The sequence below is a fragment of the Achromobacter sp. T5-5 genome, assembly GCF_055397965.1.
Map to the genome: position 1 here is coordinate 4,491,332 of NZ_AP027919.1, position 24,480 is coordinate 4,515,811.

Sequence of the window (24,480 nt, forward strand, 5' to 3'; positions counted from 1 at the left end):
CAAAGCCGCCGGCGCTGCTACACCATACACCCGGCCAGGCGCTCCCGGGGAGCCCGGCGAGGCTATTCGGGACGGGCCCGTCGGGCAGCCGCCGGCGTGCCTGCCACAGGGCCGCCGGCCGCAGCGCCATCCGTCACGGATGCGCTTGCCTCGGGGACAACCGCCGCGTCGCTTGTCGCGGACGAAAACAGATCCCAGCTCGCCATGAACAGCGCAGCGATCAGCGGACCGATCACAAAGCCGTTCAGGCCGAACAGGGCCATGCCGCCCAGCGTGGAGATCAGCACGACGTAGTCAGGCATCTTGGTGTCCTTGCCCACCAGGATGGGCCGCAGGACATTGTCGACCATCCCGATGACCAGCACGCCAAAGGCGATCAGCACGGCGCCCTTGACCACGGCGCCCGTCAGCAGGAAATAGATCGCCACCGGCGCCCAGATCAGGCCCGCGCCGATCGCCGGCAGCAGCGACAGGAAGGCCATGATCACGCCCCACAGCAGCGCGCCCTGGATCGAGAGAATGGAAAAGATGATGCCGCCCAGCGCGCCCTGCGCCGCCGCCACCGCGACGTTGCCCTTGACGGTGGCGCGCACCACGGTCGTGAACTTGCGGAACAGGTGCTGCTTGTGGCCGTCGCTCAGGGGCACGGCGCGACGCAGCCGCGCGGACAACTGCGGCCCGTCGCGCAACAGGAAGAACAGCAGGTACATCATGATGCCGAAGCTGACCACGAACTGGAACGTGTCCTGTCCGATGCTCAATGCCTGGGTCGCCAGAAACTGGCTGGCCTGCATCGCGCCGGCGCTCAGCTTTTCCTGCAGGCTCGGAATGTCGGCCAGGTCGAAGCGTGACAGCAAGGCATGCACCGACGGCGGCAACGCCTCCATGGCCTGCTGGAAGTAGGCCCCGAAGTTGATCTGGCCGGACTTGATGCTTTGATAGAGATTGGCGCCTTCGGTCACCAGCGATCCGCTGATCACGACCAGCGGAAGAATCACCAGCAGCAGCACCAGCAGCAAGGTGATGAGCGCAGCCAGATTGCGCCGTCCCCCGACGCGCATCACCAGGCGGCGCTGCAAGGGAGCGAAGAGAATGGCGAGAATGGAGCCCCAGAAAACGGCACCATAGAAAGGCCACAACAACCATCCGAACGCGATGGTGACCGCCACCAGCAGAAGCAGAAAGGTTTTGTAGTGCACGCCGGAAGATTGGCTCATAGTCCGTCCAAGGCACGGCAATCGCCGCAAGAGCCGCATTGTACAAAGCGCGGCCGGGCGGCGCTCGGGTCGCGAGGGGTCTGTCGCATGGCTATGGCGCCGCCGGGCCTGCGCCGGCCGCCTGCAGGAGGGTCGCGCGCGCCGCCTCCAGCGCATCGGACTGCGCGTTCAATCCCTGCAGGCGCAAGTTCAATTCCTGCTGCAGCGTGGGCTTGGCGACGCGCGCCTGCCCGTCCACGAGCAGGATGTCCGCGGCGTTGGCCGCCACGAGGTCGGCGATGCCCAGCGCGTCGCGCGCGACCGAATCCATTTTGGCCGCCGCATCCATCAACTCGGCAGCCGGCGCACTCACGGCTTCGTCGTAGACCCCGTCGTACACCGGCGCCAGGTCGGCGGGCAGGGCCAGGTCCGTGCGCGCCCGGTCAGCCTTGCCGCGCGCCTCCTGGACCTGCGCGGCGGCGTCGGCCAAGGTCTTGCGGGCGGCCTCGAAGCTGGCCCTGCGCTCCACGATCTCGCCCACGGAGCGGATCGTCTCGACCGCCAGCACCTCGCGCAGCGGCGAGGCCGCCTTGGCCATCGCGTCCTGGAAGTCCGTGATCACCTCGTAGGCGTCGTCGTAATCGCCGATGGCTTCCTTTTCGGATTTGCTCAGCATGCCGATCGGCACCAGCGTCACGTTGTTCATCCGGGCCTGCAGCAACTGTATGAACGCGGCGCGCTCCTGCGGCTCTTTATTTACGCAGGCCGTCATCAACAGCAACGAGACCACCGCCATGCCTGTCACGCACGCGCGAACCAAGACCATGCGCATCCTTTCGCACTCCGATTTTGCAGATTCCGGCGCCCGCCGCGGCGGGCATTTCCGGCAGATTATCCGGCATGGGCCGTCCCCGCATCCCGAGGGGCGGATTTTGTTGCCATCGAAGCGAGTTGACACAGGGGAGCGGGCCCTCGCGCCCGCGCGACGGATCGACGCCGGCTTCCTCTAAAATCACGGATCCGGCGGCCGGCGGCCGCCCGCAACATCGCATTTTGGCTGACGACATGAATCAGAACGCTTCCTCCCAGGCCTGGGGTTTCACGCATCCGGACTGCCGCGGCGCGAATGCCCTGCTCCTTTTCATGAACGACCTGGCGCGCGTGGTCAATCAGTACCTGGGCAATGGCAAGCTGTCGGACGAAGCCCTGGCGGACGCCCAGAAGGCCGTCGACGCCCTGCTCGACCGCTATGTGGAAATCGAGGCCGCGCCGGAAGCGTTCGACAACGAGCGCATCGAACTCGCCCTGGAAACCGCCCCGCAACCCGACGGCTCGACGGCTGCCCAGGTGGCGCTGCGCATGTCGCCGCGCCTTGAAGGGCTCATCATCGAGGCCCAGCGTCAGGCCCGTCCCGCAGCGCACTGAGAGTACGGCACGCCCCGCTTATGCCCTTTGCACAGAAACCGCTTGCAAAATCGGGCAACTCCGGATATTATCGTCAGTTGGCTCTTGCGGCTTAAATCTTGCGGCTTAAAACAACCGGCTGCAAAGACCAACGTAAGAATACCGCTGTACGGGCAACACCGTACAGTCACCAACGTCTTCCCAGACCCTACCCATCTGGGAGCACACCGGAACCGAAGCGGGATCACTCCCGCCGTTCCAGCCAACGCCTGTAAGCCCCTGCGTCATTGCGACGTATATAGCGAAAAACAAGCGAAAAACGCAAACGCAGGGCCAGGTCGCAGCACCGCCTTAGCCGACCCGTCAGTTCCGGATCGGCCTGAAGCCACCGCAATCATCCCAAAGCTGCCCTATCGGAAGCAGCAACACATATCGCGGGCAATGACCGCGAATGCAAGAGCCTAGCCGCTCTGCATGATCTCGGGCCGCACGGGCGCAGACAAACGCGCAAGCAACCGCGCAGGCAATCGCGCAAGCGGAAGTCTTGTACATCCAAGCCACGCGGACCCGAACCGATGCCATCCAGGACTGGAAGATGGCATCACCGCCGCATCACGCCATCGAAACGACGCGCAGAAACATGAGAATGCGCAAAGAGATGGCGGCAACAATGCGTTAGTGTCATGTAATGCCTGTCCAATACAACCCGGCGGGCACGGCACAGGTGCAAATGCCCGGCCTCAACGCCGCCTTGCGCCCCACTTGGCAATACGCAGCTTTTCCAATAACTAGAACCTAAAGAGAACACAACATGAATACTCGTTTCACCACCACCGACCTGATCCAGCGCCCGGCCCACACCCAGCTCGACGACATGCCCATCCATATCGGCGACATCGTCTACCTGAAGCCGGCCAACGGCCCCGAGATCCGCGCAACCGTCATTTTCAATGCGCCGATCAACGGCACGACCACCTACACGACCGAAGTGGTGCCGTGCGGTGCGGCCGCGCAAAAGGCGCCCGGCCAGCGCATCCGCTTCCGCCACGAACACGTTCATCGCATCGAACCGGTGCGCCGCAACGCTCGCTGAGCTGGGTCAAGACCGCCGCGTTTCATACGCGGCGGTTTGCTTTTGTGCGTGCTAAAGTCGCGGCAATTCCAGCCCTGGCGATATCGACATGCAGAACAATCGTCTCGCGGTCCGCATCTGGGACCTTCCCACTCGACTCTTTCATTGGGCCCTCGTCGTCTGTATCGTCGGCGCGTTCGTCAGCGTGAAGCTGGGCGGCCTGTACATGGACTGGCACGTGCGCTTTGGCTGTACGGCGCTGGGCCTGATCCTCTTTCGCCTGCTGTGGGGCTTTGTCGGCCCGCGCTACGTCCGGTTCGCGCACTTCGTGCGAGGCCCATCGTCGATCGCCCGCTACCTCAAGGGCGCGGCGGCGCCAGCCGGCCACAATCCACTGGGAGCCCTGTCCGTGATGGCGCTGTTGCTGGTCGTGGGCTTCCAGGCGGTCAGCGGCCTTTTCACCACCGACGACATCATGACGCAGGGCCCGCTGTTCGGATACGTGTCGGAAGCCACCGCCAGCGCCATGACCTCGTGGCACAAACTCAACGAGTGGGTCATCATCGGCCTTGTCGCGCTGCATGTGCTGGCCGTGGCCTGGTATGCCGTCGTGCGACGCAAACGGCTGGTGCGCGCCATCATCACCGGCAACGTCGACGCCAAGGACATTCCTCCGGGCACGCCGCCCACGCAAGACGGGCTGGCCGTCTGGCTGCGCGCCCTGGTGCTGGGCGCCTGCGTCACCGGCCTGGTGCTGTGGATACGGTCTCTGGAGATCGTATCGGACATGTCTTTCTCGTAGACCTTTCTCGTAGACCTTTCTCGCAGACCTTTCTCACATACGCGCCGTCGCGAGCGCGCAAGAAACAGCCCCGCCTGAACCGCCCCGAACGCCGGACTTGAATCCGACTTCGAGGTCTTTCAGTGCGGGGCTTGTTCTTTGGAAGACGCGAGGCGCGCAGCCTCAGCCTTGCTTACTTCTTTTTGCGATACGCGTCGTGGCAGGCCTTGCAGCTTGCGCCCACGTCGCCGAACGCGGCGCGCAGCTTGTCCAGATCGCCGGCATCGGCCGCGGCCGACAGCTTCACGATGTTGTCCTGGAACGCCTGCTGCTTCTGCTTGAAGCCCGCGGCATCGCTCCAGATCTCCGGACGGGCGTCGCCGCCTTCCGTGCCCGGACCGAAAGCCGTCCAGGGCAATGCCGAGAGCGTCTTCAGCACCTCGACGTTCGCCTTGATCTGCGCGGCGTCGTAGGGCGCCTGGCCCTTGACCACCGGCGCCATGCGGCCGAAATGCGAGGCGATGAGCGAGAGCGCCGACTGGCGGTACTTGACCGCATCTTCGGGCTTGGCAAACTGCGCGGAGGCGGACGTCGCGAGCAGCGGACCCACCGTCATACAGGCCAGCGCAGCAAGCGTGGACAACTTCTTCATTGCTTTCTCCCGTAGGTACAACGTGAACGCCGCGCGCATGGCGCGCGCGGCATGGCGACTATACCGCCCGGGCCAGCTCGGCTGCCAGGCCGATGTAGGAGCGCGGGGTCATCGCCAGCAGGCGGGCCTTCGGCTCTTCAGGCAGCGCCAGGCCCTGGATGAATTCTCGCAGAGCCTCTTCGGTGATGCCCTTGCCGCGCGTCAAGGCCTTGAGCTGTTCGTACGGCTGCGGCAGGCCATAGCGGCGCATGACGGTCTGCACCGGCTCGGCCAGCACTTCCCAGCAGGCGTCGATGTCGGCGTCGATGGCGGCCGCGTTGACTTCCAGCTTGCCCAGGCCGCGCATGCAGGCATCCCACGCCACCAGGCAGTAGCCCAGGCCCACGCCCAGGTTGCGCAGGACGGTGGAATCGGTCAGGTCGCGCTGCCAACGGGAGATGGGCAGCTTGTCGGCCAGGTGGCGCAGCACGGCGTTGGCCAGGCCCAGGTTGCCTTCGGAGTTTTCGAAGTCGATCGGGTTGACCTTGTGGGGCATGGTCGACGAGCCGACCTCGCCTTCCTTCAGGCGCTGCTTGAAGTAGCCCAGCGCCACATAGCCCCAGATGTCGCGGTCCAGATCCAGGATGATGATGTTGGCGCGGGTGATTGCGTCGAACAGGGCCGACATCCAGTCGTGCGGTTCGATCTGGATGGTGTGGCGGTTCTGGGTGAGGCCCAGGCCGGCCAGCACGCGTTTGCTGAATTCGGGCCAGCCGATCTCGGGATAGGCGGACAGGTGGGCGTTGTAGTTGCCCGTCGCGCCATTGAGCTTGGCGAGCGGCTCGACGGCCTCGACGGCGGCGATGGCGCGGTTCAGGCGCGCGGCCACGTTGGCGAATTCCTTGCCCAGCGTGGTGGGGCTGGCCGGCTGGCCGTGCGTGCGCGACAGCAGCGGCTGATCGGCGTTGGCCACGGCCAGTTCATTCAGCTTGGCGGCCACTTCGCGCAGGCGCGGCACCACGACCTGGTCGCGGGCGCGCGACAGCATCAGCGCGTGCGACGTGTTGTTGATGTCCTCAGAAGTGCAGGCGAAGTGGATGAACTCGGCCGCGCGGGCCAGTTCGGCGTCATCGGCGACCTTTTCCTTCAGCCAGTATTCGACGGCCTTCACGTCATGATTGGTGACGCGCTCGATGTCCTTGATGCGGCCGGCGTCCGCTTCGGAGAAATTGGCGACCAGTTGGGCCAGGCGGGCGCGGGCGCCTTCGGAGAAGGCGGGCAGCTCGGGCAGGCCGGCGTCGGACAGGGCGACGAGCCAGGCGACCTCGACTTCCACGCGGTGCGCCATGAAGCCGGCCTCGGACAGCAGACCGCGCAGCGCGTCGCCCCGTGAAGCGTAGCGGCCATCCAGTGGCGAAAGGGCATTGAGTTGGCTCAGCTGATCGGCGATTTGCATGGTCTGGGAGAGAAAAAGCTACGGATGGGAAAACCCGACGATTTTATCATCCGAGCCAGCCCCACATTGTGGCAAACTGACGAAGATTCCGGCCTGCGGACAATTCCGACCGTCATGCGGCCTGCTATACTTCGGCCGCTTTCCGACTCCGCTTGTGACTCCATGAAACTGATCGGCTCGCTTACCAGTCCCTACGTGCGCAAAGTGCGCATCGTCATGGCCGAGAAAAAGCTGGACTACCGGCTTGAACTCGAAAACGTCTGGTCCGCCGACACGCAGATCCAAACGTACAACCCGCTGGGCAAGGTGCCCTGCCTGGTCATGGAAGATGGCGGCGCCCTGTTCGACTCGCGCGTCATCGTCGAATACCTGGACACCCTGTCTCCCGTCGCCCGGCTGATTCCCCAGCCGGGACGCGACCGCGCGGCCGTCAAGTGCTGGGAAGCCATCGCAGACGGCGTCCTGGACGCGTGCGTGACCATCGTCAAGGAAAACCAGCGCCCCGAGGCCCAGCGCAGCCCCGAATGGATCGAACGCCAGCACGGCAAGATCCACGCCAGCCTGGACGCCATGAACAAGAGCCTGGGTGAAAACGCCCATTGCATGGGCATCAACTACAGCCTGGCGGACATCGCCGTCGGCTGTGCCCTGGGCTACCTGGACCTGCGCTTTGCCACCCTGGACTGGCGCACCGGCCAACCCAATCTGGCCCGCCTGTACGACAAGCTGTCCCAGCGCCAGTCGTTCATCGACACGGTACCCAAGACGGCCTGACGGGCCTCCAGAAGCGCCCGGCCTGACCGGGCGTGCGCTGCGCCGGCCGCTCTCCGCGGCCGGTTTTCCTTATCCCGATCAAGCTGCCCAGGTCTGCCAGGCCTTGAACAGCATGTACGCGGCCAGCGCGAACAGCAGCGCGGCGAATACGCGCTTGAGCGTCTGCACGGGCAGGCGATGGGCCATGCGCGCGCCCAGCGGCGCGGTCAGGACACTGGTGCACACCAGCGCCAGCAGCGCCGGCCAGTAGATGAATCCGAGCATTCCGGGATAGGTTTCGGCTTCATTGAGGCCCGAGACGATATAGCCCACGCTGTTGGCCAGCGCGATGGGAAAGCCCAGCGCCGCCGAGGTCGACACCGCGTTGTGCAGGGCCACGTTGCACCAGACCATGAACGGCACCGACAGGAAGCCGCCGCCGGCCCCGACCAGGCCCGACAGGAAGCCGATGCCCGCTCCGGCCGCGCTGGTGCCGACGACGCCCGGCATCTGGCGCGTGGGCTTGGGCTTCTTGTTGCGCAGCATGCTCCAGCCGGAATACCCCACAAAGAGGGCAAAGAACAGCGACAGCCACAGCGTGCTGAGCGCCGCGAACACCGCGCCGCCCGACAGCAGCCCGCCGACGATGATGCCCGGCGCCATGGCCGCCACAATGCCCCACTTGATGGTGCCCCGCTGCTGGTGGGCGCGGACGCTGGAGATGGAGGTGAACAGGATCGACGTCATGGACGTGGCGATCGCGGCATGCACCACCAGGTCGGCCGGCATGCGCTGCCAGGTGAACAGCATCGTCAAGAACGGAACCAGCAGCATCCCGCCGCCGATGCCCAGCAAGCCCGCGGCAAACCCGACCACGCCGCCCAGCGCCAGCAGGCATATCACCATCGTCACATCCACAGCCATCTCCTCTCTTTTATTGTGATGAACATTGTCATGAACAAGGCCCCTCGGGCATCGCGCCCGGGGGGCCTTGGTTACGAGCGGCGGCGCATCCTAGAGAATGATGCCGCCGCCCAGGCAAACCTCGCCATCGTATAGCACGGCCGACTGGCCGGGCGTCACCGCCCACTGCGGCTCGGTGAATTCCAGCGAAAACGCGCCATCCGCGGCGTTGCCCAGGCGGCACGCCGCGTCGGCCTGCCGGTAGCGCGTCTTGGCGCCGTAGGCGCCCGGGGCCGGCGGATGGCCCGCCACCCAGCTCGCGTCCTGCGCCGTGAGGCTGCCGGACAGCAGCCACGGATGATCGTGCCCCTGCACCACGTACAGCACGTTGCGCGCCAGGTCCTTGCGCGCCACGTACCAGGCCTCGGCCGTGCCGTCTTCCCGCTGGCGTCCCTTGACGCCGCCAACGCCCAGGCCCTTGCGCTGCCCCAGCGTGTAGAAGGACAGTCCTTCGTGGCGCCCCACCTGCTGCCCTTCGGGGGTCAGGATGGGGCCGGGCTCGGTGGGCAGGTAACGGTTCAGGAATTCCCGGAACGGGCGTTCGCCAATGAAGCAGATGCCCGTGGAATCCTTCTTGGCGGCATTGTGCAGGCCGATTTCGTGCGCGATGCGCCGCACCTCGGTCTTGTGGATCTCGCCCAGGGGAAACAGCGTGCGCGAAAGCTGCGCCTGGTTCAGGCGGTGCAGGAAATAGCTTTGGTCCTTGGAGCCGTCCCGCGCCTTGAGCAGCTGGAACTGCGTGCCGCCGCCCTCGGCGGGCACTTCGCGCACGCGGGCGTAGTGCCCCGTCGCGATATGCTCCGCGCCCAGCGCCATGGCATGGTCCAGGAAGGCCTTGAATTTGATCTCGGCGTTGCACAGGACGTCCGGGTTGGGCGTGCGGCCCGCGGAGTACTCGCGCAGGAATTCCGCGAACACGCGGTCCTTGTATTCGGCGGCGAAGTTGACGAACTCGAACTCCACGCCGACCAGGTCGGCCACGCTGGCGGCGTCCAGGAGATCCTGGCGGGTGGAGCAGTATTCGGAATCGTCGTCGTCTTCCCAGTTCTTCATGAACAGGCCGACGACCTCGTAGCCCTGTTGCTTGAGCAGCCAGGCGGTGACCGAAGAATCGACCCCGCCGGACATGCCGACGACAACGCGGCCTTTCTTGGTGGATGTTTGACTCATGATGCGGCTATTTTAGATCGGACACGGTGTCTTCCCGCGGCTGCGGCTCGGCGGCCCGCGACACTTCCATCAGCCAGGCGCGGAAGGCCTGCAAGGTGGGGAGGTTGGCCTTTTGCTCGGGGTAGCACAGGTAATAGCCCATGCGCGCCCGGATCGGCAACTGAATGGCAATGGCCAGCTTGCCGTCCCGCAGCTCGTCCTCGATGAGGCAGCGCGGAATCAGCGCCACCCCGAACCCCGCCGCCGCGGCCTGCGACAGCAGCGCGTATTGGTCAAAGCGCGCGCCCTCCAGGCTGCGCCGCGTATCGCAGCCGGCCTGCTCGAACCAGTCGCGCCAGCCCTCCAGGGCCGAGGTATGGTGCAACAGCGGATACGCCAGCAGGTCTTCGGGCGACTTGCAGCCGCCCGGGATCAGGCGCGGGCTGCAGACGGGCAGGATTTCGCGGCCGACGATGTAGTCCGCGCCGCTGCCGGGCCAGAGGCCCTCGCCAAACCGCACCGCGGCATCCAGCTCCGGCGTGGAAAAATCGTAGCCCTGCCGATGCGGCAGGAATTCGACATGGATATCGGGGCGCAGGCGCATGAACGCGGTCAGCCGCGGAATCAGCCAGCGCGCCCCGAAGGTCGGCATACACGTGAGATTCAGCGTGCCCCCTCGCCCCTGGTGCGCGATCAGCTCGACCGTGGCCGCCTCGATCTGGCCGAGCCCTGCCTGGATCTTCGTGAGATAACTGCGGCCGGCTTCGGTGAGGACCAGGCCTTGCCTGATCCGCAGGAATAGTTCTACCCCGACGAACTCCTCCAAATGTTTCACCTGTTTACTCACGGCGCCCTGCGTTACGCAAAGCTCCTGGGCAGCGCGGGTGAAACTGCTATGGCGGGCGGCCACCTCGAAGGCTTGAAGATCGGTTAAAGAGGGACAGAAACGCCTCATCTGTAGTCCCCACTGAAGGTGGGGCTCCCTGCCCTGCGGGCCTGACGACGGCCTGCGCGAGACGCAAACGTTACATAAAAGTAACGCCAATCGAGGCTGGCCGAAAAAGAGGTATGAAAAAAAGTCATAGCTTACGGAGAAACTTTCGTTTGCGCAAACCCGGCCGCCAGGAAAGAATCGTTGCGTTTGCGACTGCCTTTGCGCAACCGCTTTCCATTCATTAGTAGGGGAATCCATGCAACGCCGTAATGTAGTACTGGGCCTGTGTGTCGCCGCCGCGACGCTGGCCACGCCGCTGACCTCGGGTATCGCGCACGCTGAAGACGCGTATCCCAGCAAGCCCATCCGCCTAATCGTCCCCTTCCCGCCGGGCGGCACCACCGACATCGTCGGCCGCCTGTTCGCCGACAAGCTCGGCAAGGAACTGGGCCAGACCGTCGTCGTGGAAAACCGCGGCGGCGCCGGCGGCTCGATCGGCAGCGCGTTCGTTGCCAGCAGCGCGCCGGACGGCTATACCCTGGGTATCGCCACCGTCAGCACGCACGGCATCAATCCGGCCATCTACCCGAACCTGCCGTTCGATGGCGAGAAGGACTTCACGCCCATCTCGAACCTGGCTGCCGTGCCGAACATCATGACCATCAACCCGAAGGTCCAGGCCAAGAACATCGCCGAATTCATCACGCTGGCCAAGAGCCAGCCGGGCAAGCTGACGTACGCGTCGGCCGGCAACGGCTCGGTCTCGCACATGATGGGCGAACTGTTCAAGATGGCGTCGGGCACCGACCTGATGCACGTGCCGTACCGCGGCGTGGGCCCGGCGCTGAACGACGCGCTGGCTGGCCAGGTCGACGTCATGTATGACAACCTGCCCTCCACGCTGCCGCACGTCCAGTCCGGCCGCCTGATCGCCATGGCCGTCGCCTCGCCCAAGCGCGTGGCCGCCCTGCCCGACGTGCCCACGTTCGCCGAAGCCGGCCTGCCGGCCGTCAACGACGCGTCCTGGTTCGGCCTGGTCGCTCCGGCCAAGCTGCCCGCCCCCGTGCTGGCCAAGCTGAACGCCGCCGTCCAGAAGGTCAGCGCCGAAGAAGACGTCAAGTCGCGCCTGGCTGCCCTGGGCGCCTCGCCGGCCGCCAACACCTCGGCCGAATTCGGCGCGCAGATCTCGGCTGAAATCGCCAAGAACAAGCGCATCGCCAAAGAAGCCAACGTGAAGATCGACTAACCGGTCTTCGGTCCCCGCGCGTCCTGGCGCGCGGGGACCTCCGATTCACGAACGCAGTACCCCCTTATGCGAATTACCCAACCCCTGTCCTACCGCCTCGACCTTCCGCAGCAATACCCCGATTCGGAAATTTCGGCTCCCCTTGTGCTGGACTCCCCGCACAGCGGCACCGCCTACCCCCCCGATTTCGCTGCCGCGGTGGACTTTGGCGCATTGCGCACCGCCGAGGACACCTGGGTTGACGACTTGTGGGGCGACGCCATCGAGATGGGCGTGCCGATGATTGCCGCGGCCTTTCCGCGCGCCTACATCGACGCCAACCGCGCGCCCGACGAAATCGACGAACTGCTGCTGGACGAGGCGTGGCCCGACGCGCTGAACGCCTCGCCCAAGGTCAAGCTGGGCAAGGGCCTGATCTGGCGCATGCTCGATGACGGCACGCCCCTGTACGACCGCAAGCTGACGGTCCAGGAAGTGCGCCACCGCATCGACGCCTGCTGGAAGCCCTACCACGCCGCGCTCGGCCAGGTGCTGGACAACGCACACCGCAAGTTCGGCAAGGTCTGGCACATCAACTGCCACTCCATGCCCAGCGTGGCCGGCGAATTCGCCACCGACCGCCCCGGCCTGGTCCACCCCGACTTCGTGTTGGGCGACCGCGACGGCAGCACCAGCGACCCGGCCTTCCGCGAATTCATCGCGGCCTGGCTGCGCGAACGCGGCTATGACGTCACGGTGAACGACCCCTACAAGGGCGTGGAACTGGTCCGCGCCTTCGGCCGCCCGCAAGAAGGCCGCCACAGCCTGCAGATCGAAATCAACCGCAAGCTGTACATGGACGAAGTGTCGCTTCGTCCCAGCGAGAACTACGGCCGCCTGAAGGCCGATCTGCGCGACCTCACCGCCGCGCTGATCCTCTGGACTCGCGCACAGACGGTTTGACGCCGGACGTCTGCGCGCTGGTGCCGGCCGGCGACGTGGTCTGACTGGCCGGAGCATTCGGGTTGCAAGACCCGCACCCCATGGTTCGCCATGGGGTTTTTTTTGCCCGCGCACAAGCGGACCAAACGAGGGGAGCGTGAGAACGCACATTCCGTGTATAACTACGGCGAACCTTCTGAGGAGAGGCGTCGATGCACATCGGGATACCCAAGGAAACCCGAGACGGGGAAACCCGTGTCGCAGCAACACCGGAGACCGTCAAGAAGTATGTGGGCGGCAAGCACACAGTGGTCGTGGAGCGCGGGGCAGGCAGCGCCGCCCGCTATCTCGACGACGCCTACGTCGCCGCGGGCGCCACGCTCGGTTCCGCCCAGGAGGCCCTGGGCGCCGAACTCGTCATGAAGGTTCGCGCGCCCTCGCCCGATGAACTGCCCCACATGAAGCCGGGCGCCGTGGTGGTGGGCATGCTCGATCCCTTCGACGAGGAAGGCCTGGCGCAGTTGGCCGCCGCCGGCCTGACCGGCTTCGCGCTGGAGGCCGCCCCCCGCATCACCCGCGCCCAAAGCCTGGACGTGCTGTCATCGCAGGCCAACCTGGCCGGCTACAAGGCCGTGCTGCTGGCCGCCCATCACTACGGCCGCCTGATCCCCATGATGATGACCGCCGCCGGCACCCTGAAGGCCGCCCGCGTGGTCGTGCTGGGCACGGGCGTGGCCGGCCTGCAGGCCATCGCCACGGCCAAGCGGCTGGGCGCGGTGGTCGAGGCCTCCGACGTGCGCCCCGCCGCGCGCGAACAGGTCGAATCCCTGGGCGCCAAATTCATCGACGTGCCGTTCGAAACCGACGAAGAACGCGAGATCGCGCAAGGCACGGGCGGGTACGCCCGGGCCATGCCGCCCGGATGGATGGCCCGCCAGGCCGCGCTGGTGTCCGAGCGCTGCAAGCAGGCCGACATCGTCATCTCGACCGCGCTGATCCCCGGCCGCCCCGCCCCCACGCTGGTCTCCGAGGAGACCGTCGCGGCCATGAAGCCGGGCTCGGTGCTGGTGGACCTGGCCGTCGAACGCGGCGGCAACTGCCCGCTGTCCGAAAAAGGCCGAATCGTCGACAAGCACGGCGTGACCATCATCGGGCTGACCAACCTGCCCGGCCTGGTCGCCACCGACGCTTCGGCGCTCTATGCGCGCAACATCCTGGATTTCCTGAAGCTCATCATCAATGCGGACGGCGCGCTGGCGATCCAGCGCGACGATGAAATCGTGGCCGCCTGCCTGATGTGCGAAGGCGGCAATGTGATGCGGAGGACGTGACCATGGAAGCGATCAACCCCACCCTGATGAACCTCATCATCTTCGTGCTGGCCATCTATGTCGGCTACCACGTCGTCTGGAACGTCACGCCCGCGCTGCACACGCCCCTCATGGCGGTGACCAACGCCATTTCCGCGATCATCATCGTGGGCGCGATGCTGGCCGCCGCGCTGACCGAAGGCGGACTCGCGCGCGGCATGGGCGTCTTTGCCGTGGCCCTGGCCGCCGTCAACGTGTTCGGTGGCTTCCTCGTCACGCGGCGCATGCTCGAAATGTTCAAGAAAAAGGACCGCAAGCCGGGCAAGGAGGAAGCGAAATGATCTCGCTGAACCTCGTCACCCTGCTTTATCTCGTCGCTTCGGTCTGCTTCATCCAGGCGCTCAAGGGCCTGTCCCACCCCACCACCTCGCGCCTGGGCAATGCCTTCGGCATGGCTGGCATGGCGATCGCCGTGCTGACCACCGCCGCGCTCATCATCGGCCTGGCGCGCAGCGGCACGGCCACGATCGGGCTGGGCTGGGTGGTGCTGGGACTGCTGGTGGGCGGCTCGGTCGGCACGCTGATGGCCAAGCGCGTCGAAATGACCAAGATGCCGGAACTCGTCGCCTTCATGCACAGCATGATCGGCCTGGCGGCGGTCGCGATCGCGGTGGCCGTCGTGGCCGAACCCCACGCCTTCGGCATCGCGCCCGCCGGCATGGCCATCCCGACCGGCAACCGGTTCGAGCTCTTCATCGGCACCTTCGTGGGCGCCATCACGTTCTCGGGTTCGGTCATCGCCTTCGGCAAGCTGTCGGGCAAGTACAAGTTCCGGCTCTTCCAGGGCGCGCCCGTGGTGTTCACCGGCCAGCACCTGCTGAACCTGGCGCTGGCGCTGCTGATGCTGGGGTGCGGCTTCTGGTTCATGCTCACGCAGGAATGGACGCCCTTCATCATCATGACCCTCATCGCCTTCGTGCTGGGCGTGCTGATCATCATTCCGATCGGCGGCGCGGACATGCCGGTGGTGGTGTCGATGCTGAACAGCTACTCCGGCTGGGCGGCGGCGGGCATCGGCTTTTCGCTGAACAACCCCATGCTGATCATCGCCGGTTCGCTGGTGGGCTCTTCAGGCGCGATCCTGTCCTACATCATGTGCAAGGCCATGAACCGGTCGTTCTTCAACGTGATCCTGGGCGGTTTCGGCGGGCAGTCGGGCGGCGGCGCCGCGGCGGGAGACGCCCAGCAGCGCAGCGTCAAGTCAGGCAGCCCCGACGATGCGGCGTTCCTCATGACCAACGCCGAAAGCGTGACCATCGTGCCGGGCTACGGCCTGGCCGTGGCCCGCGCGCAGCACGCCCTGAAGGAACTGGCCGAAAAGCTCACCGCCCGCGGCGTGACCGTCAAATACGCGATCCACCCGGTCGCCGGCCGCATGCCCGGCCACATGAACGTGCTGCTGGCCGAGGCCGAAGTGCCCTACGACCAGGTCTTCGAAATGGAAGACATCAACAGCGAGTTCGGACAGACCGACGTCGTGCTGGTGCTGGGCGCGAACGACGTGGTCAATCCCGCCGCCAAGAACGATCCCAAGTCGCCCATCGCCGGCATGCCCATCCTGGAAGCCTACAAGGCGCGCACGGTCATCGTGAACAAGCGTTCCATGGCCTCGGGCTATGCCGGGCTGGACAACGAACTGTTCTACATGGACCGCACGATGATGGTCTTCGGCGACGCCAAGAAGGTGCTGGAAGACATGGTGAAGGCCGTCGAATAGCCGGCAAGCCAGGCGCTGCGCGGCCCTAGGGCTGCGCAGCCTTGCGCAACTGTTCGTCCACCACCTCGACCCAATGGCGCACCGGCGTTTCGGTGCCGCTTTGCAGATGGCCGATGCATCCGATGTTGGCCGACAGGATCACATCCGGGCTTGCTGCCGCAATGGCGCCCAGCTTGCGGTCACGCAGTTCCATCGCGATGTCCGGGTTCAACACCGAATACGCGCCCGCCGATCCGCAGCACAAATGCTTGTCCGCGAACGGCTGCAGGTCGAATCCCAGGTCGGCCAGCAGTTGCTCCGACAGCGGCCTCAACCCCTGCCAGTGCTGCAGGGTGCAAGGCGGATGGAATGCTGCCCGGGTGCCAGCCGGCAGTCGCGCGCGCAGCAACCCGGCATGCGGCGCGACGATCTCGGCCACGTCCTTGACCAGCGCCACGATGTCGGCGGCTTTTTGCGCATAGGCCGGATCATGGCGCAGGTGGTGCGCATATTCCTTGACCATCGCGCCGCAGCCCGACGCATTCATGACGATGGCCTCGACTTTGGCGTCCTGCACCAGCGGCCACCACGCATCGACGTTGGCGCGCATCTGCGCCAGGGCCTCGTCCTGCGCATCCAGGTGGAAACTCACTGCGCCGCAGCAGCCCGCGCCCGGCGCCAGGCGCGCTCCGATGCCGACGGCATCCAGCACGCGGATGGTGGCGGCGTCGATGGTGGGCATCATGGCTGGCTGCACGCATCCGGTCAGCATCAGCACCTGGCGCTCATGCCGCGCCACCTGCGGCAGCGGGCCGGCGTCGCGGCGTTCCGGCACCTTGCGCTTGAGCGCCTGCGGCAGCATGCCGCGCAGGCTCTGGCCCAGGCGCATGGCCGGCGCAAACAGGGGCGAGAGCATCGTCCGGCGCAGCAGCGTGCGTTTGGTCTTGTCCGCCCATGACCGCTCCACCCGCTCGTCCACGATCTTGCGCCCGATATCGACGAGGTGCCCGTATTCCACGCCCGAGGGGCAGGTGGTCTCGCAATTGCGGCAGGTGAGGCAGCGGTCCAGGTGCTGCTGCGTGGACTGCGTGGGCTCCTTGCCCTCCAGCACCTGCTTGATGAGATAGATGCGTCCGCGCGGACTGTCCAGCTCGTCGCCCAGGACCTGGTAGGTTGGACAGGTGGCGGTGCAGAAGCCGCAGTGCACGCAGCGGCGCAGGATGGCGTCCGCTTCTTCGCCCAGTTCGGTGCCGCTCGCCCAGGATGCCAGATTGGTTTGCATGATGCCCTATAGCTCCAGGACCAGGCGGCCAGGATTGAAGAGACCCGCGGGATCGAGCTCCTGCTTGAGCCGGCGGGTGATCGCGCCGACGCCCGGCGCGAGCGGATGAAACACGCCATCGGCGGGCGGCGTGGCGCCGGCGGGCCGGAACAGCGTCGCGTGGCCGCCGTGCCGGGCCGCGGTCGCGCGCAGCGCTGCCGCATCGTGCGGGCCGGACAGCCACCGCTGGCCGCCGCCCCACTCCAGCAGCGTCGGCCCCAACTCCAGGTCGGGGGTGGTGGGCGGCAGGGCGAGGCGCCACAAGGGGCGGTCCGGTGCGAAGAAAGCATCGGTCTGCTCGCGCAGCGACTGCCACCATGCCGCGGCGGCGTCGGGCGCCAGGACGTCGCCGCCGATCAGCGCCTGCGCGCTCGCCAGCGCCGGCGGCGCGCCCGACAGGCGCACCCTCGTCATCCCTTCACCGCCATCGCCCTCCCCGGTCCAGCTCGTGGCCGAGATGGGCAGCGGCTTGCCCCGCCAGAAGGCAAAGTTGGCAAGCGCCTGCGGCTGCGTGGCGGACAGCGCCAGCGTGATTTCTTCCATCGGCCTGGGCACGACCTTGAGCGACACCTCGAGGATGGCGCCGAAGATGCCATGCGACCCGGCCAGCAGGCGGGACACGTCGTAGCCGGCCACGTTCTTCATGACCTCGCCGCCGAACGACAGGATGCGGCCTTCCGAATCCAGCAACTGCGCGCCCAGCACGAAGTCTTTCAAGGCGCCGGCGCTCATGCGGCGTGGCCCCGAAAGTCCGGCGGCCACACATCCGCCCACCGTCGCCGACGGCGCGAAATGCGGCGGTTCGAACGCCAGCATCTGGCCGTGCTCGGCAAGCGCGGCCTCCAGTTCGGCCAGCGGCGTGCCGGCGCGCACGGTCACCACGAGTTCGGACGGGTGGTAGCTGACGATGCCGCGGTAAGGCGTCATGTCCAGCAGACAGTGGCCATCCTGCGGCCGCACCGGCCGGTAATTGCCATAGAAGCGCTTGCTGCCACCGCCCATCACGAACAGGGGTTTGTGTCCGGCACGCGCCGTCATGACCTGGTCGCACAATTCCGACAGGACAAAATCCATAAGGAAAGCGTCCTAGAAACGGGCGAGATCGGGGAAGCGCAGTTCTCCCGCATGGACGTGCATCTTGCCGTATTCGGCGCAGCGGGCCAGCGTTGGGATGACTTTTTCAGGATTGAGCAGGCACGGCGGATCGAAGGCCCGCTTTACCGCCAGAAACGCGTCGAGTTCTTCGCGAGAGAATTGCACGCACATTTGATTTATCTTCTCCATTCCCACACCGTGCTCTCCAGTCACGGTTCCTCCCACCTGCACGCACAGCTCGAGAATGGCGGCGCCGAATTTCTCAGCGCGCTCCACCTCGTCCGGCTTATTCGAATCGAACAGGATCAGCGGATGCAGATTGCCGTCGCCGGCATGAAAGACATTGGCGCATCGCAGGCCGAATTCGTCTTCCATTTGCTCGATGGCGCCCAGCACGCGCGCCAGATGGCGGCGCGGTATGGTGCCGTCCATGCAGTAGTAATCGGGCGACACGCGCCCGGCGGCGGGAAACGCATTCTTGCGCCCCGCCCAGAATTTCAGGCGTTCGGCCTCGGAGGTGGACACCTGGCAACGCGTGGCGCCGGCGTCGCGGAATACCGCTTCCATGCGCGCGATTTCATGCGCCACCTCTTCAGGCGTGCCATCCGATTCGCACAGCAGGATGGCCTGCGCATCCATGTCGTAGCCCGCGCGCACGAAAGGTTCGACCATGTGCGTGGCGCGGCGGTCCATCATTTCCAGGCCGGCCGGGATCATGCCCGCCGCGATCACCTGCGTGACCGCGTTGCCGGCCGCCTCGACGCTGGAAAAGCTGGCCATGACGACCTGCGCGCAGGCGGGCTTGGGGATCAGCTTGACGGTGACTTCGGTCACCACGCCCAGCATGCCCTCGGATCCGACGAAGACCGACAGCAGATCCAGCCCCGGCGCATCGGGCGCCTCCGATCCCAGCTCGACGACGTCGCCGTCGATCGTGACCACGCGCACGCGCAGCACGTTGTGCACGGTAAGGCCGTACTTGAGGCAATGCACGCCGCCGGAGTTCTCGGCGACGTTGCCGCCGATGGAACATGCGATCTGGCTGGACGGGTCCGGCGCGTAGTACAGGCCGTAGGGCGACACGGCTTCCGAGATCGCAAGATTGCGCACGCCGGGCTGCACGATGGCGGTCGCGCTGGCGAGATCGATGTGTTTGATGCGATTGAACTTGGACAGCCCGAGCAGCACGCCCCGGGTGTGCGGCATGGCGCCGCCCGACAGACCCGTTCCGGCGCCCCGCGCAACGATGGGTGCGTTCAGCCGCTTGCAGATGCGCATGACGGCCTGCACCTGCTCTTCGGTTTCAGGCAAGGCCACGACGGCGGGAACCGCGCGGTAAAGGGATAGGCCATCGCACTCGTAAGGACGCGTGTCTTCTTCGCGATAGAGCACACAGTGCGCGGGCAACGCGGCCGACAACGCCTCGACGAGCTGCTGCAGCGAATAAGGCGCCTGCACTTGTGCCAGGCCAGTTTCGACCAGTGAATTCATGAGCGCAACAATAGCGCGTGTGCCCACGATAAACAGGCCGGGATTTACCCGCACCTTCCAGGCGCTAAAGGGCATCGCGGCCGACGCATACGTAACCAGCCGTAAACCCCGTAGCGGCCTGTCGCAGAAAAGCCGCAAGCCAGCGGCAATGCAAGCGGGACAAGCCGTCCCGCCCGCTTCTTACCAGGACACGATCTTGCCGGGATTCAGGATGTTGTTCGGGTCAAACGCGTGCTTGAGACTGCGCATCAGGTCGAGCGCATCTTCGCCGTGTTCTTCCGCCATGAACTGCATCTTGTGCAGGCCCACGCCGTGCTCGCCCGTGCAGGTGCCGTCGGCCGCGATGGCGCGGCGCACGAGGTTGTGGTTGATGGTTTCGGATTCCTGCCACTCTTGCGCGTTATCGGCATCCAGCAGCATCAGCACATGGAAATTGCCATCGCCGACGTGGCCCACGATCGTGTAGGGAAAGCTGGCGCGATCCAGTTCCTCGACCGTATCGCGCACGCAATCGGCCAGGCGCGAGATGGGCACGCAGACGTCGGTCGTGCTGGCGCGGCAGCCCGGGCGCAATTGCAGGCCCGCGAAATACGCGTTGTGGCGAGCGGTCCAGAGGCGGCTGCGGTCTTCGGGACGCTCGGCCCATTCGAAGTCCATGCCGCCATGCTCGGCCGTGATGGCCTGCACGGTTTCCGCTTGCTCTTGCACGCCTGCGGGGCTGCCGTGGAATTCAAACACCAGCAGCGGGGTTTCGCGCAGGCTCAGCTTGCTGTGCAGGTTCACCGCGCGCACGCTGGCCGCATCCATGAACTCGACGCGCGCGACGGGCACGCCCATCTGGATGATCTCGATCACGCTCTGGACCGCGGCGTCCAGCGTGGGGAAATTGCAGACCGCGGCGGACACGGCTTCAGGCTGCGGATACAAGCGCACGGTGACTTCGGTGATGATGCCGAGCGTGCCCTCGCTGCCCACGAAAATACGCGTGAGGTCATAGCCCGCCGACGACTTGCGCGCACGGCCCGCGGTGCGGATGATGCGGCCGTCCGCGGTGACGACGGTCAGCGACATGACGTTCTCGCGCATCGTGCCGTAGCGCACGGCGTTGGTGCCCGAGGCGCGGGTGGCGGCCATGCCGCCCAGGCTGGCGTCCGCGCCGGGATCGATCGGGAAGAAGAGGCCCGTGTTGCGGATTTCTTCGTTGAGCTGCTTGCGCAGCACGCCCGCCTGCACCGTGGCGGTGAGGTCTTCTGCGTTGATGGCCAGAACCTTGTTCATCTGCGACAGGTCCAGGCTGATGCCCCCCTGGATCGCCAGGATGTGGCCTTCCAGCGACGAGCCGGCACCGTAGGGAATCAAGGGAACGCGATGTTCATTGCACACCTTGGCGACGTACGCGACATCCTCCGTCGACTGCGCAAAGACCACGGCATCGGGCAGCATGGCGGGATAAGGCGATTCATCGCGGCCGTGGTGTTCGCGCACGGCGGCCGTTTCCGACAGGCGGTCGCCAAAGCGCGCGCGCAAGGCATCCAGACAGGCGGCGGGCACCGCGCGGCGCAACGTTTCGGCGTGCAAGGGAGCGTTCATGATCTAGGAGTTCCCGGGGTTCGATAATCCGAATATTCTACGCCGCCCCGCATGCTGCGCCGCACACCGCCCCAGGCAGGCGGTCCGCGGCGCGCATCCCCCTCATTTGCCGGAGGTCAGCGCCACCCGGCGGCGCTCACGCACGGCCTGCGCCAGGCGTTCGAGCACGGCCACCGATGCGTCCCAGTCGATGCAGCCGTCGGTGATGCTCTGGCCGTACACCAACGGCTGTCCCGGCACCATGTCCTGGCGGCCGCCCAGCAGGTGGCTTTCGACCATGACGCCGATCAGGCGGGCGTCGCCCGCTTCCATCTGCCGCGCGACGTCTTCGATGACCAGCGGCTGGTTCTCGGGCTTCTTGCTGCTGTTGGCGTGGCTGGCATCGACCATGATGCGCTGCGCGAGACCGGCCTTGGACACGTCCTGGCAAGCCGCATCGACGCTGGCTGCGTCATAGTTCGGCGTCTTGCCGCCACGCAGGATCACGTGGCAGTCCTCATTGCCGGCGGTGGACACGATGGCGGAATGCCCGCCCTTGGTCACCGACAGGAAATGATGCGGCTGCGAAGCCGCCTTGATCGCGTCGACCGCGATCTTCACATTGCCGTCCGTGCCATTCTTGAACCCCACCGGACACGACAGGCCCGAAGCCAGCTCGCGGTGCACCTGGCTTTCCGTCGTGCGTGCCCCGATCGCCCCCCAGGAGACCAGATCCGCGATGTATTGCGGGGTAATCATGTCCAGGAACTCGCATCCCGCCGGCAAGCCCATGCTGTTGATGTCCAGCAGCAGCTCGCGGGCCACGCGCACACCCTTGTTGATGTCGAAGCTGCCGTCCAGATCGGGATCATTGATGAGGCCCTTCCAGCCGACGGTGGTGCGCGGCTTCTCGAAGTAGACGCGCATCACGATTTCCAGGTCGGCGCTCAGGCGGTCGCGCACCGGCTTGAGACGCTTGGCGTATTCGATCGCGGCGCGCGTGTCGTGGATGGAGCAAGGACCGATCACGACGATCATGCGGTCGTCCATGCCGTGCAGGATGCGGTGCATGCCCTGCCGGGCGGCGAACACGGTCTCGGACGCCTCTTTGGTGCAGGCGAACTCGCGCATGACGTGCGAGGGCGGGTTCAGTTCCTTGATTTCTCGAATGCGAAGATCGTCGGTGTTGTGTGACACGGTACTGCTCCTGGTTTGCCCGCCACGGCGGCACAAAAAAAGCCGCCAGTTTGCTGGCGGCTTTTTTGGGGGGGATTCTTTCCAAACTTCAGATTGAGCGCGTCCCTTCCTCCGCCAGCGGCTTCAGAAAACCAAAAAAATAAAAATAAAAGGCGGGGGACGCGAATTTCATGGGAAAAGACTCTAGCACAATTTTTTGAGGGCGTCACGCTGGCAATTTTGCCGCGTGCCGCCCCCTATTTACCGCTTCAGGACACTTTGGACCGCTTCAGGCGGTGCCGCCGACCGTCAGTCCTTCCATGCGGACGGTGGGCATGCCAACGCCGACGGGCACGCTCTGGCCGTCCTTGCCGCAAGTGCCCACGCCGGAGTCGAGCTGCAGGTCATTGCCGATCATGGTGACGCGGTTCATGGCATCGGGGCCGTTGCCGATGAGGGTGGCGCCCTTGACCGGATAGGTCACCTTGCCATCTTCGATCATGTAAGCCTCGGAAGCCGAGAACACGAACTTGCCGTTGGTGATGTCGACCTGACCGCCGCCGAAGTTGACCGCATAAAGGCCACGCTTGACCGAGGCCACGATCTCATCGGCGGGCTTGTCGCCCGCCAGCATGTAGGTATTGGTCATGCGCGGCATGGGCAGATGCGCAAAGGATTCGCGGCGGCCGTTGCCGGTGGCGGCGGTCTTCATCAGACGGGCGTTGAGCGTGTCCTGCATGTAGCCGCGCAGGATGCCGTCTTCGATGAGCACGTTGCGCTGGGTGGCATTTCCCTCGTCGTCGATATTGAGCGAACCGCGGCGATCAGGGATGGTGCCATCGTCGACCACCGTCACGCCCTTGGACGCCACGCGCTCGCCGATGCGGCCGGAGAACACGCTGGAACCCTTGCGGTTGAAGTCGCCTTCAAGGCCATGGCCGACGGCTTCGTGCAACAGGATGCCGGGCCAGCCCGAGCCCAGGACCACGGTCATTTCGCCGGCAGGCGCCGGACGCGCCTCAAGATTGACCAGCGCTTCGTGCACTGCCCGCTCAACATAACCCTGCAGCATGTCGTCGGTGAAGTACGCCAGCCCGAGCCGCCCGCCGCCGCCCGCGTGGCCCATTTCGCGACGGCCATTGCGCTCGGCGATCACGGTGAGCGACAGGCGCACCAAGGGGCGCACGTCGGCGGCCAGGCGGCCATCGCTGCCCGCGACGAGCACCACGTCATACTCCGCGCCCAACCCGGCCATCACCTGGATCACATGCGGATCGCGCGCTCGCGCCATGCGCTCGACGCGCTCCAGGAGCGCGACTTTCTCGGGCGCGCTCAGGCTGGCCACGGGATCGATGTCCGCATAAAGGCTGCGGCCGATCTCGGCCTCGACGTGGGCAGCCACCTTGACCTTGCCGGCGCCGCGACGGGCGATGCCGCGCACGGCGTGCGCCGAGGACAGCAGCGCCTCGGGCGACAGGGAATCCGAATAGGCGAACGCGGTTTTTTCTCCGCTGACGGCCCGCACGCCCACACCCTGGCTGATGGAAAAGCTGCCCGTCTTGACGATCCCTTCTTCCAGGCTCCAGCCTTCGCTGCGCGTGTATTGGAAGTACAGGTCGGCGTAATCGACCTTGTGGGTGAAGATTTCACCCAGTGCCCGCGCCATGTCCGCTTCGGTAAGGCCCCAGGGGTCGAGCAGAAGGGATTTGGCGGTGGCCAGGGATGCAATGGCGGGATCGATGATTTTCATAGGCTCAGTTCAGGAACGGCAGCGGGGCCGCGCATGCGCGCGATGGCGCTCAAGACCGTATCGTAACGCCGACCAGGCTCCGGCGTCCCGACAGGCGGCAAAAGTTACGGGCGCCCGCATCCGCCATGGCAGGACAAAATGGTCTCGCATCGGACGGGCATTGGCCGCGCATTATCTTTCCCATACACGTGGGGACGGTACATTGGGTATCAAGTTAAGTATTTGTGGGGATGGCGGCAAACCGCACCCACGTCGTTTCCCGGTCGCTTTCCAGTCGTTTCCGGGTCTTTTCCAGGTCTTTTTCCAGGTCGTCACACGACCTGACAAAAAAATGAAATGTCGGGGACGGAGCGCCGGCAAGTCGACCATATCATTCCCGGAGGATGAGAATGCCAAAATGCATGACGCACGTTTTTGCGTCGTGAATACAGGCATCTGCGCACCGTATAGGCCGCAATTCGGCGGCGTGGTGGTAATGGCTGGCATATAGACGGCATTGCGCCTAA

General features: G+C 65.6%; 22 protein-coding genes. 9 read left to right on the plus strand and 13 right to left on the minus strand.

What is annotated here, in order from left to right; genetic code table 11:
* Positions 1-62: 62 nt before the first annotated feature.
* Positions 63-1,217 carry an AI-2E family transporter gene (locus tag ACZ50Q_RS20370; RefSeq protein WP_464079408.1) on the minus strand — a complete coding sequence of 385 codons (1,155 nt, stop codon included), beginning with the start codon at positions 1,215-1,217 and terminating at the stop codon, positions 63-65.
* 91 nt (positions 1,218-1,308) lie between these two features.
* Positions 1,309-2,022, minus strand: a complete 714-nt coding sequence (locus ACZ50Q_RS20375) for a DUF3053 family protein (RefSeq protein ID WP_092581713.1) — start codon at positions 2,020-2,022, stop codon at positions 1,309-1,311.
* 239 nt (positions 2,023-2,261) lie between these two features.
* Between ACZ50Q_RS20375 and ACZ50Q_RS20380 the strand changes: the two genes are divergently transcribed.
* The 3 genes from ACZ50Q_RS20380 to ACZ50Q_RS20390 all read left to right on the plus strand — a co-directional run bounded on the left by ACZ50Q_RS20380 (position 2,262) and on the right by ACZ50Q_RS20390 (position 4,474).
* Entirely contained in the window at positions 2,262-2,621 is a 360-nt protein-coding gene (locus ACZ50Q_RS20380) for a hypothetical protein (RefSeq protein WP_076519780.1), read from the plus strand.
* 790 nt (positions 2,622-3,411) lie between these two features.
* Positions 3,412-3,693, plus strand: coding sequence for a hypothetical protein (locus ACZ50Q_RS20385; RefSeq protein WP_076519779.1), 282 nt, complete (start codon positions 3,412-3,414; stop codon positions 3,691-3,693).
* Between the two features lie 88 nt (positions 3,694-3,781).
* On the plus strand, positions 3,782-4,474 hold the full coding sequence (locus ACZ50Q_RS20390) for a cytochrome b/b6 domain-containing protein (RefSeq protein ID WP_092581657.1): 693 nt from the start codon (positions 3,782-3,784) through the stop codon (positions 4,472-4,474).
* A gap of 172 nt (positions 4,475-4,646) precedes the next feature.
* Here ACZ50Q_RS20390 and ACZ50Q_RS20395 read toward each other — a convergent pair whose 3' ends face one another.
* Together ACZ50Q_RS20395 and purB are read right to left on the minus strand one after the other, a co-directional pair.
* Positions 4,647-5,105, minus strand: a complete 459-nt coding sequence (locus tag ACZ50Q_RS20395) for a c-type cytochrome (protein ID WP_092581658.1) — start codon at positions 5,103-5,105, stop codon at positions 4,647-4,649.
* 58 nt (positions 5,106-5,163) lie between these two features.
* A complete protein-coding gene (gene purB / locus ACZ50Q_RS20400; protein WP_464079409.1) occupies positions 5,164-6,540 on the minus strand; it encodes an adenylosuccinate lyase in 1,377 nt (458 codons plus the stop codon).
* A gap of 162 nt (positions 6,541-6,702) precedes the next feature.
* Here purB and ACZ50Q_RS20405 point away from each other — a divergent pair, with 162 nt between their 5' ends.
* The gene (locus tag ACZ50Q_RS20405; protein ID WP_092581659.1) at positions 6,703-7,314 is read left to right on the plus strand and encodes a glutathione S-transferase; all 612 of its coding nucleotides are present in this window, start codon (positions 6,703-6,705) and stop codon (positions 7,312-7,314) included.
* A 78-nt stretch (positions 7,315-7,392) separates the two neighbouring features.
* On the opposite strand, the gene ACZ50Q_RS20410 is transcribed toward ACZ50Q_RS20405, so the two are convergent.
* The 3 genes from ACZ50Q_RS20410 to gcvA all read right to left on the minus strand — a co-directional run bounded on the left by ACZ50Q_RS20410 (position 7,393) and on the right by gcvA (position 10,360).
* A complete protein-coding gene (locus ACZ50Q_RS20410; protein WP_092581660.1) occupies positions 7,393-8,211 on the minus strand; it encodes a sulfite exporter TauE/SafE family protein in 819 nt (272 codons plus the stop codon).
* A gap of 96 nt (positions 8,212-8,307) precedes the next feature.
* Positions 8,308-9,426, minus strand: coding sequence for a tRNA 2-thiouridine(34) synthase MnmA (mnmA, locus tag ACZ50Q_RS20415; RefSeq protein ID WP_464079410.1), 1,119 nt, complete (start codon positions 9,424-9,426; stop codon positions 8,308-8,310).
* Positions 9,427-9,433: 7 nt separating this feature from the next.
* A complete protein-coding gene (gcvA, locus tag ACZ50Q_RS20420; RefSeq protein ID WP_076519772.1) occupies positions 9,434-10,360 on the minus strand; it encodes a transcriptional regulator GcvA in 927 nt (308 codons plus the stop codon).
* 235 nt (positions 10,361-10,595) lie between these two features.
* On the opposite strand from gcvA, the gene ACZ50Q_RS20425 reads away from it, so the two are divergent.
* From ACZ50Q_RS20425 to ACZ50Q_RS20445, 5 genes are all read left to right on the plus strand, one after another.
* The gene (locus ACZ50Q_RS20425; protein ID WP_076519771.1) at positions 10,596-11,585 is read left to right on the plus strand and encodes a Bug family tripartite tricarboxylate transporter substrate binding protein; all 990 of its coding nucleotides are present in this window, start codon (positions 10,596-10,598) and stop codon (positions 11,583-11,585) included.
* A gap of 66 nt (positions 11,586-11,651) precedes the next feature.
* Positions 11,652-12,527 (plus strand): N-formylglutamate amidohydrolase, encoded by an 876-nt coding sequence (locus tag ACZ50Q_RS20430; RefSeq protein WP_076519770.1) that lies wholly within the window; start codon positions 11,652-11,654, stop codon positions 12,525-12,527.
* A gap of 191 nt (positions 12,528-12,718) precedes the next feature.
* Positions 12,719-13,837, plus strand: a complete 1,119-nt coding sequence (locus tag ACZ50Q_RS20435; protein WP_464079411.1) for a Re/Si-specific NAD(P)(+) transhydrogenase subunit alpha — start codon at positions 12,719-12,721, stop codon at positions 13,835-13,837.
* Between the two features lie 2 nt (positions 13,838-13,839).
* Positions 13,840-14,157 carry an NAD(P) transhydrogenase subunit alpha part 2 gene (locus tag ACZ50Q_RS20440; protein ID WP_006224972.1) on the plus strand — a complete coding sequence of 106 codons (318 nt, stop codon included), beginning with the start codon at positions 13,840-13,842 and terminating at the stop codon, positions 14,155-14,157.
* Positions 14,154-15,593, plus strand: coding sequence for an NAD(P)(+) transhydrogenase (Re/Si-specific) subunit beta (locus ACZ50Q_RS20445; RefSeq protein ID WP_076519768.1), 1,440 nt, complete (start codon positions 14,154-14,156; stop codon positions 15,591-15,593). Before ACZ50Q_RS20440 ends, ACZ50Q_RS20445 begins: the two co-directional genes overlap by 4 nt.
* Before the next feature lie 25 nt (positions 15,594-15,618).
* Here ACZ50Q_RS20445 and glcF read toward each other — a convergent pair whose 3' ends face one another.
* From glcF to tldD, 6 genes are all read right to left on the minus strand, one after another.
* Positions 15,619-16,854, minus strand: a complete 1,236-nt coding sequence (gene glcF, locus ACZ50Q_RS20450; protein ID WP_092581665.1) for a glycolate oxidase subunit GlcF — start codon at positions 16,852-16,854, stop codon at positions 15,619-15,621.
* A gap of 6 nt (positions 16,855-16,860) precedes the next feature.
* Positions 16,861-17,967 carry a glycolate oxidase subunit GlcE gene (gene glcE / locus ACZ50Q_RS20455; protein ID WP_464079412.1) on the minus strand — a complete coding sequence of 369 codons (1,107 nt, stop codon included), beginning with the start codon at positions 17,965-17,967 and terminating at the stop codon, positions 16,861-16,863.
* 12 nt (positions 17,968-17,979) lie between these two features.
* Positions 17,980-19,479: an FAD-linked oxidase C-terminal domain-containing protein gene (locus tag ACZ50Q_RS20460; RefSeq protein WP_076519765.1), complete on the minus strand. Its 1,500-nt coding sequence runs from the start codon at positions 19,477-19,479 to the stop codon at positions 17,980-17,982.
* 180 nt (positions 19,480-19,659) lie between these two features.
* Positions 19,660-21,069 (minus strand): FAD-binding oxidoreductase, encoded by a 1,410-nt coding sequence (locus ACZ50Q_RS20465; protein WP_076519764.1) that lies wholly within the window; start codon positions 21,067-21,069, stop codon positions 19,660-19,662.
* A gap of 102 nt (positions 21,070-21,171) precedes the next feature.
* Positions 21,172-22,245, minus strand: a complete 1,074-nt coding sequence (gene aroG, locus ACZ50Q_RS20470) for a 3-deoxy-7-phosphoheptulonate synthase AroG (protein ID WP_076519763.1) — start codon at positions 22,243-22,245, stop codon at positions 21,172-21,174.
* A gap of 268 nt (positions 22,246-22,513) precedes the next feature.
* A complete protein-coding gene (gene tldD / locus ACZ50Q_RS20475; protein ID WP_076519762.1) occupies positions 22,514-23,974 on the minus strand; it encodes a metalloprotease TldD in 1,461 nt (486 codons plus the stop codon).
* Positions 23,975-24,480 lie beyond the last annotated feature (506 nt).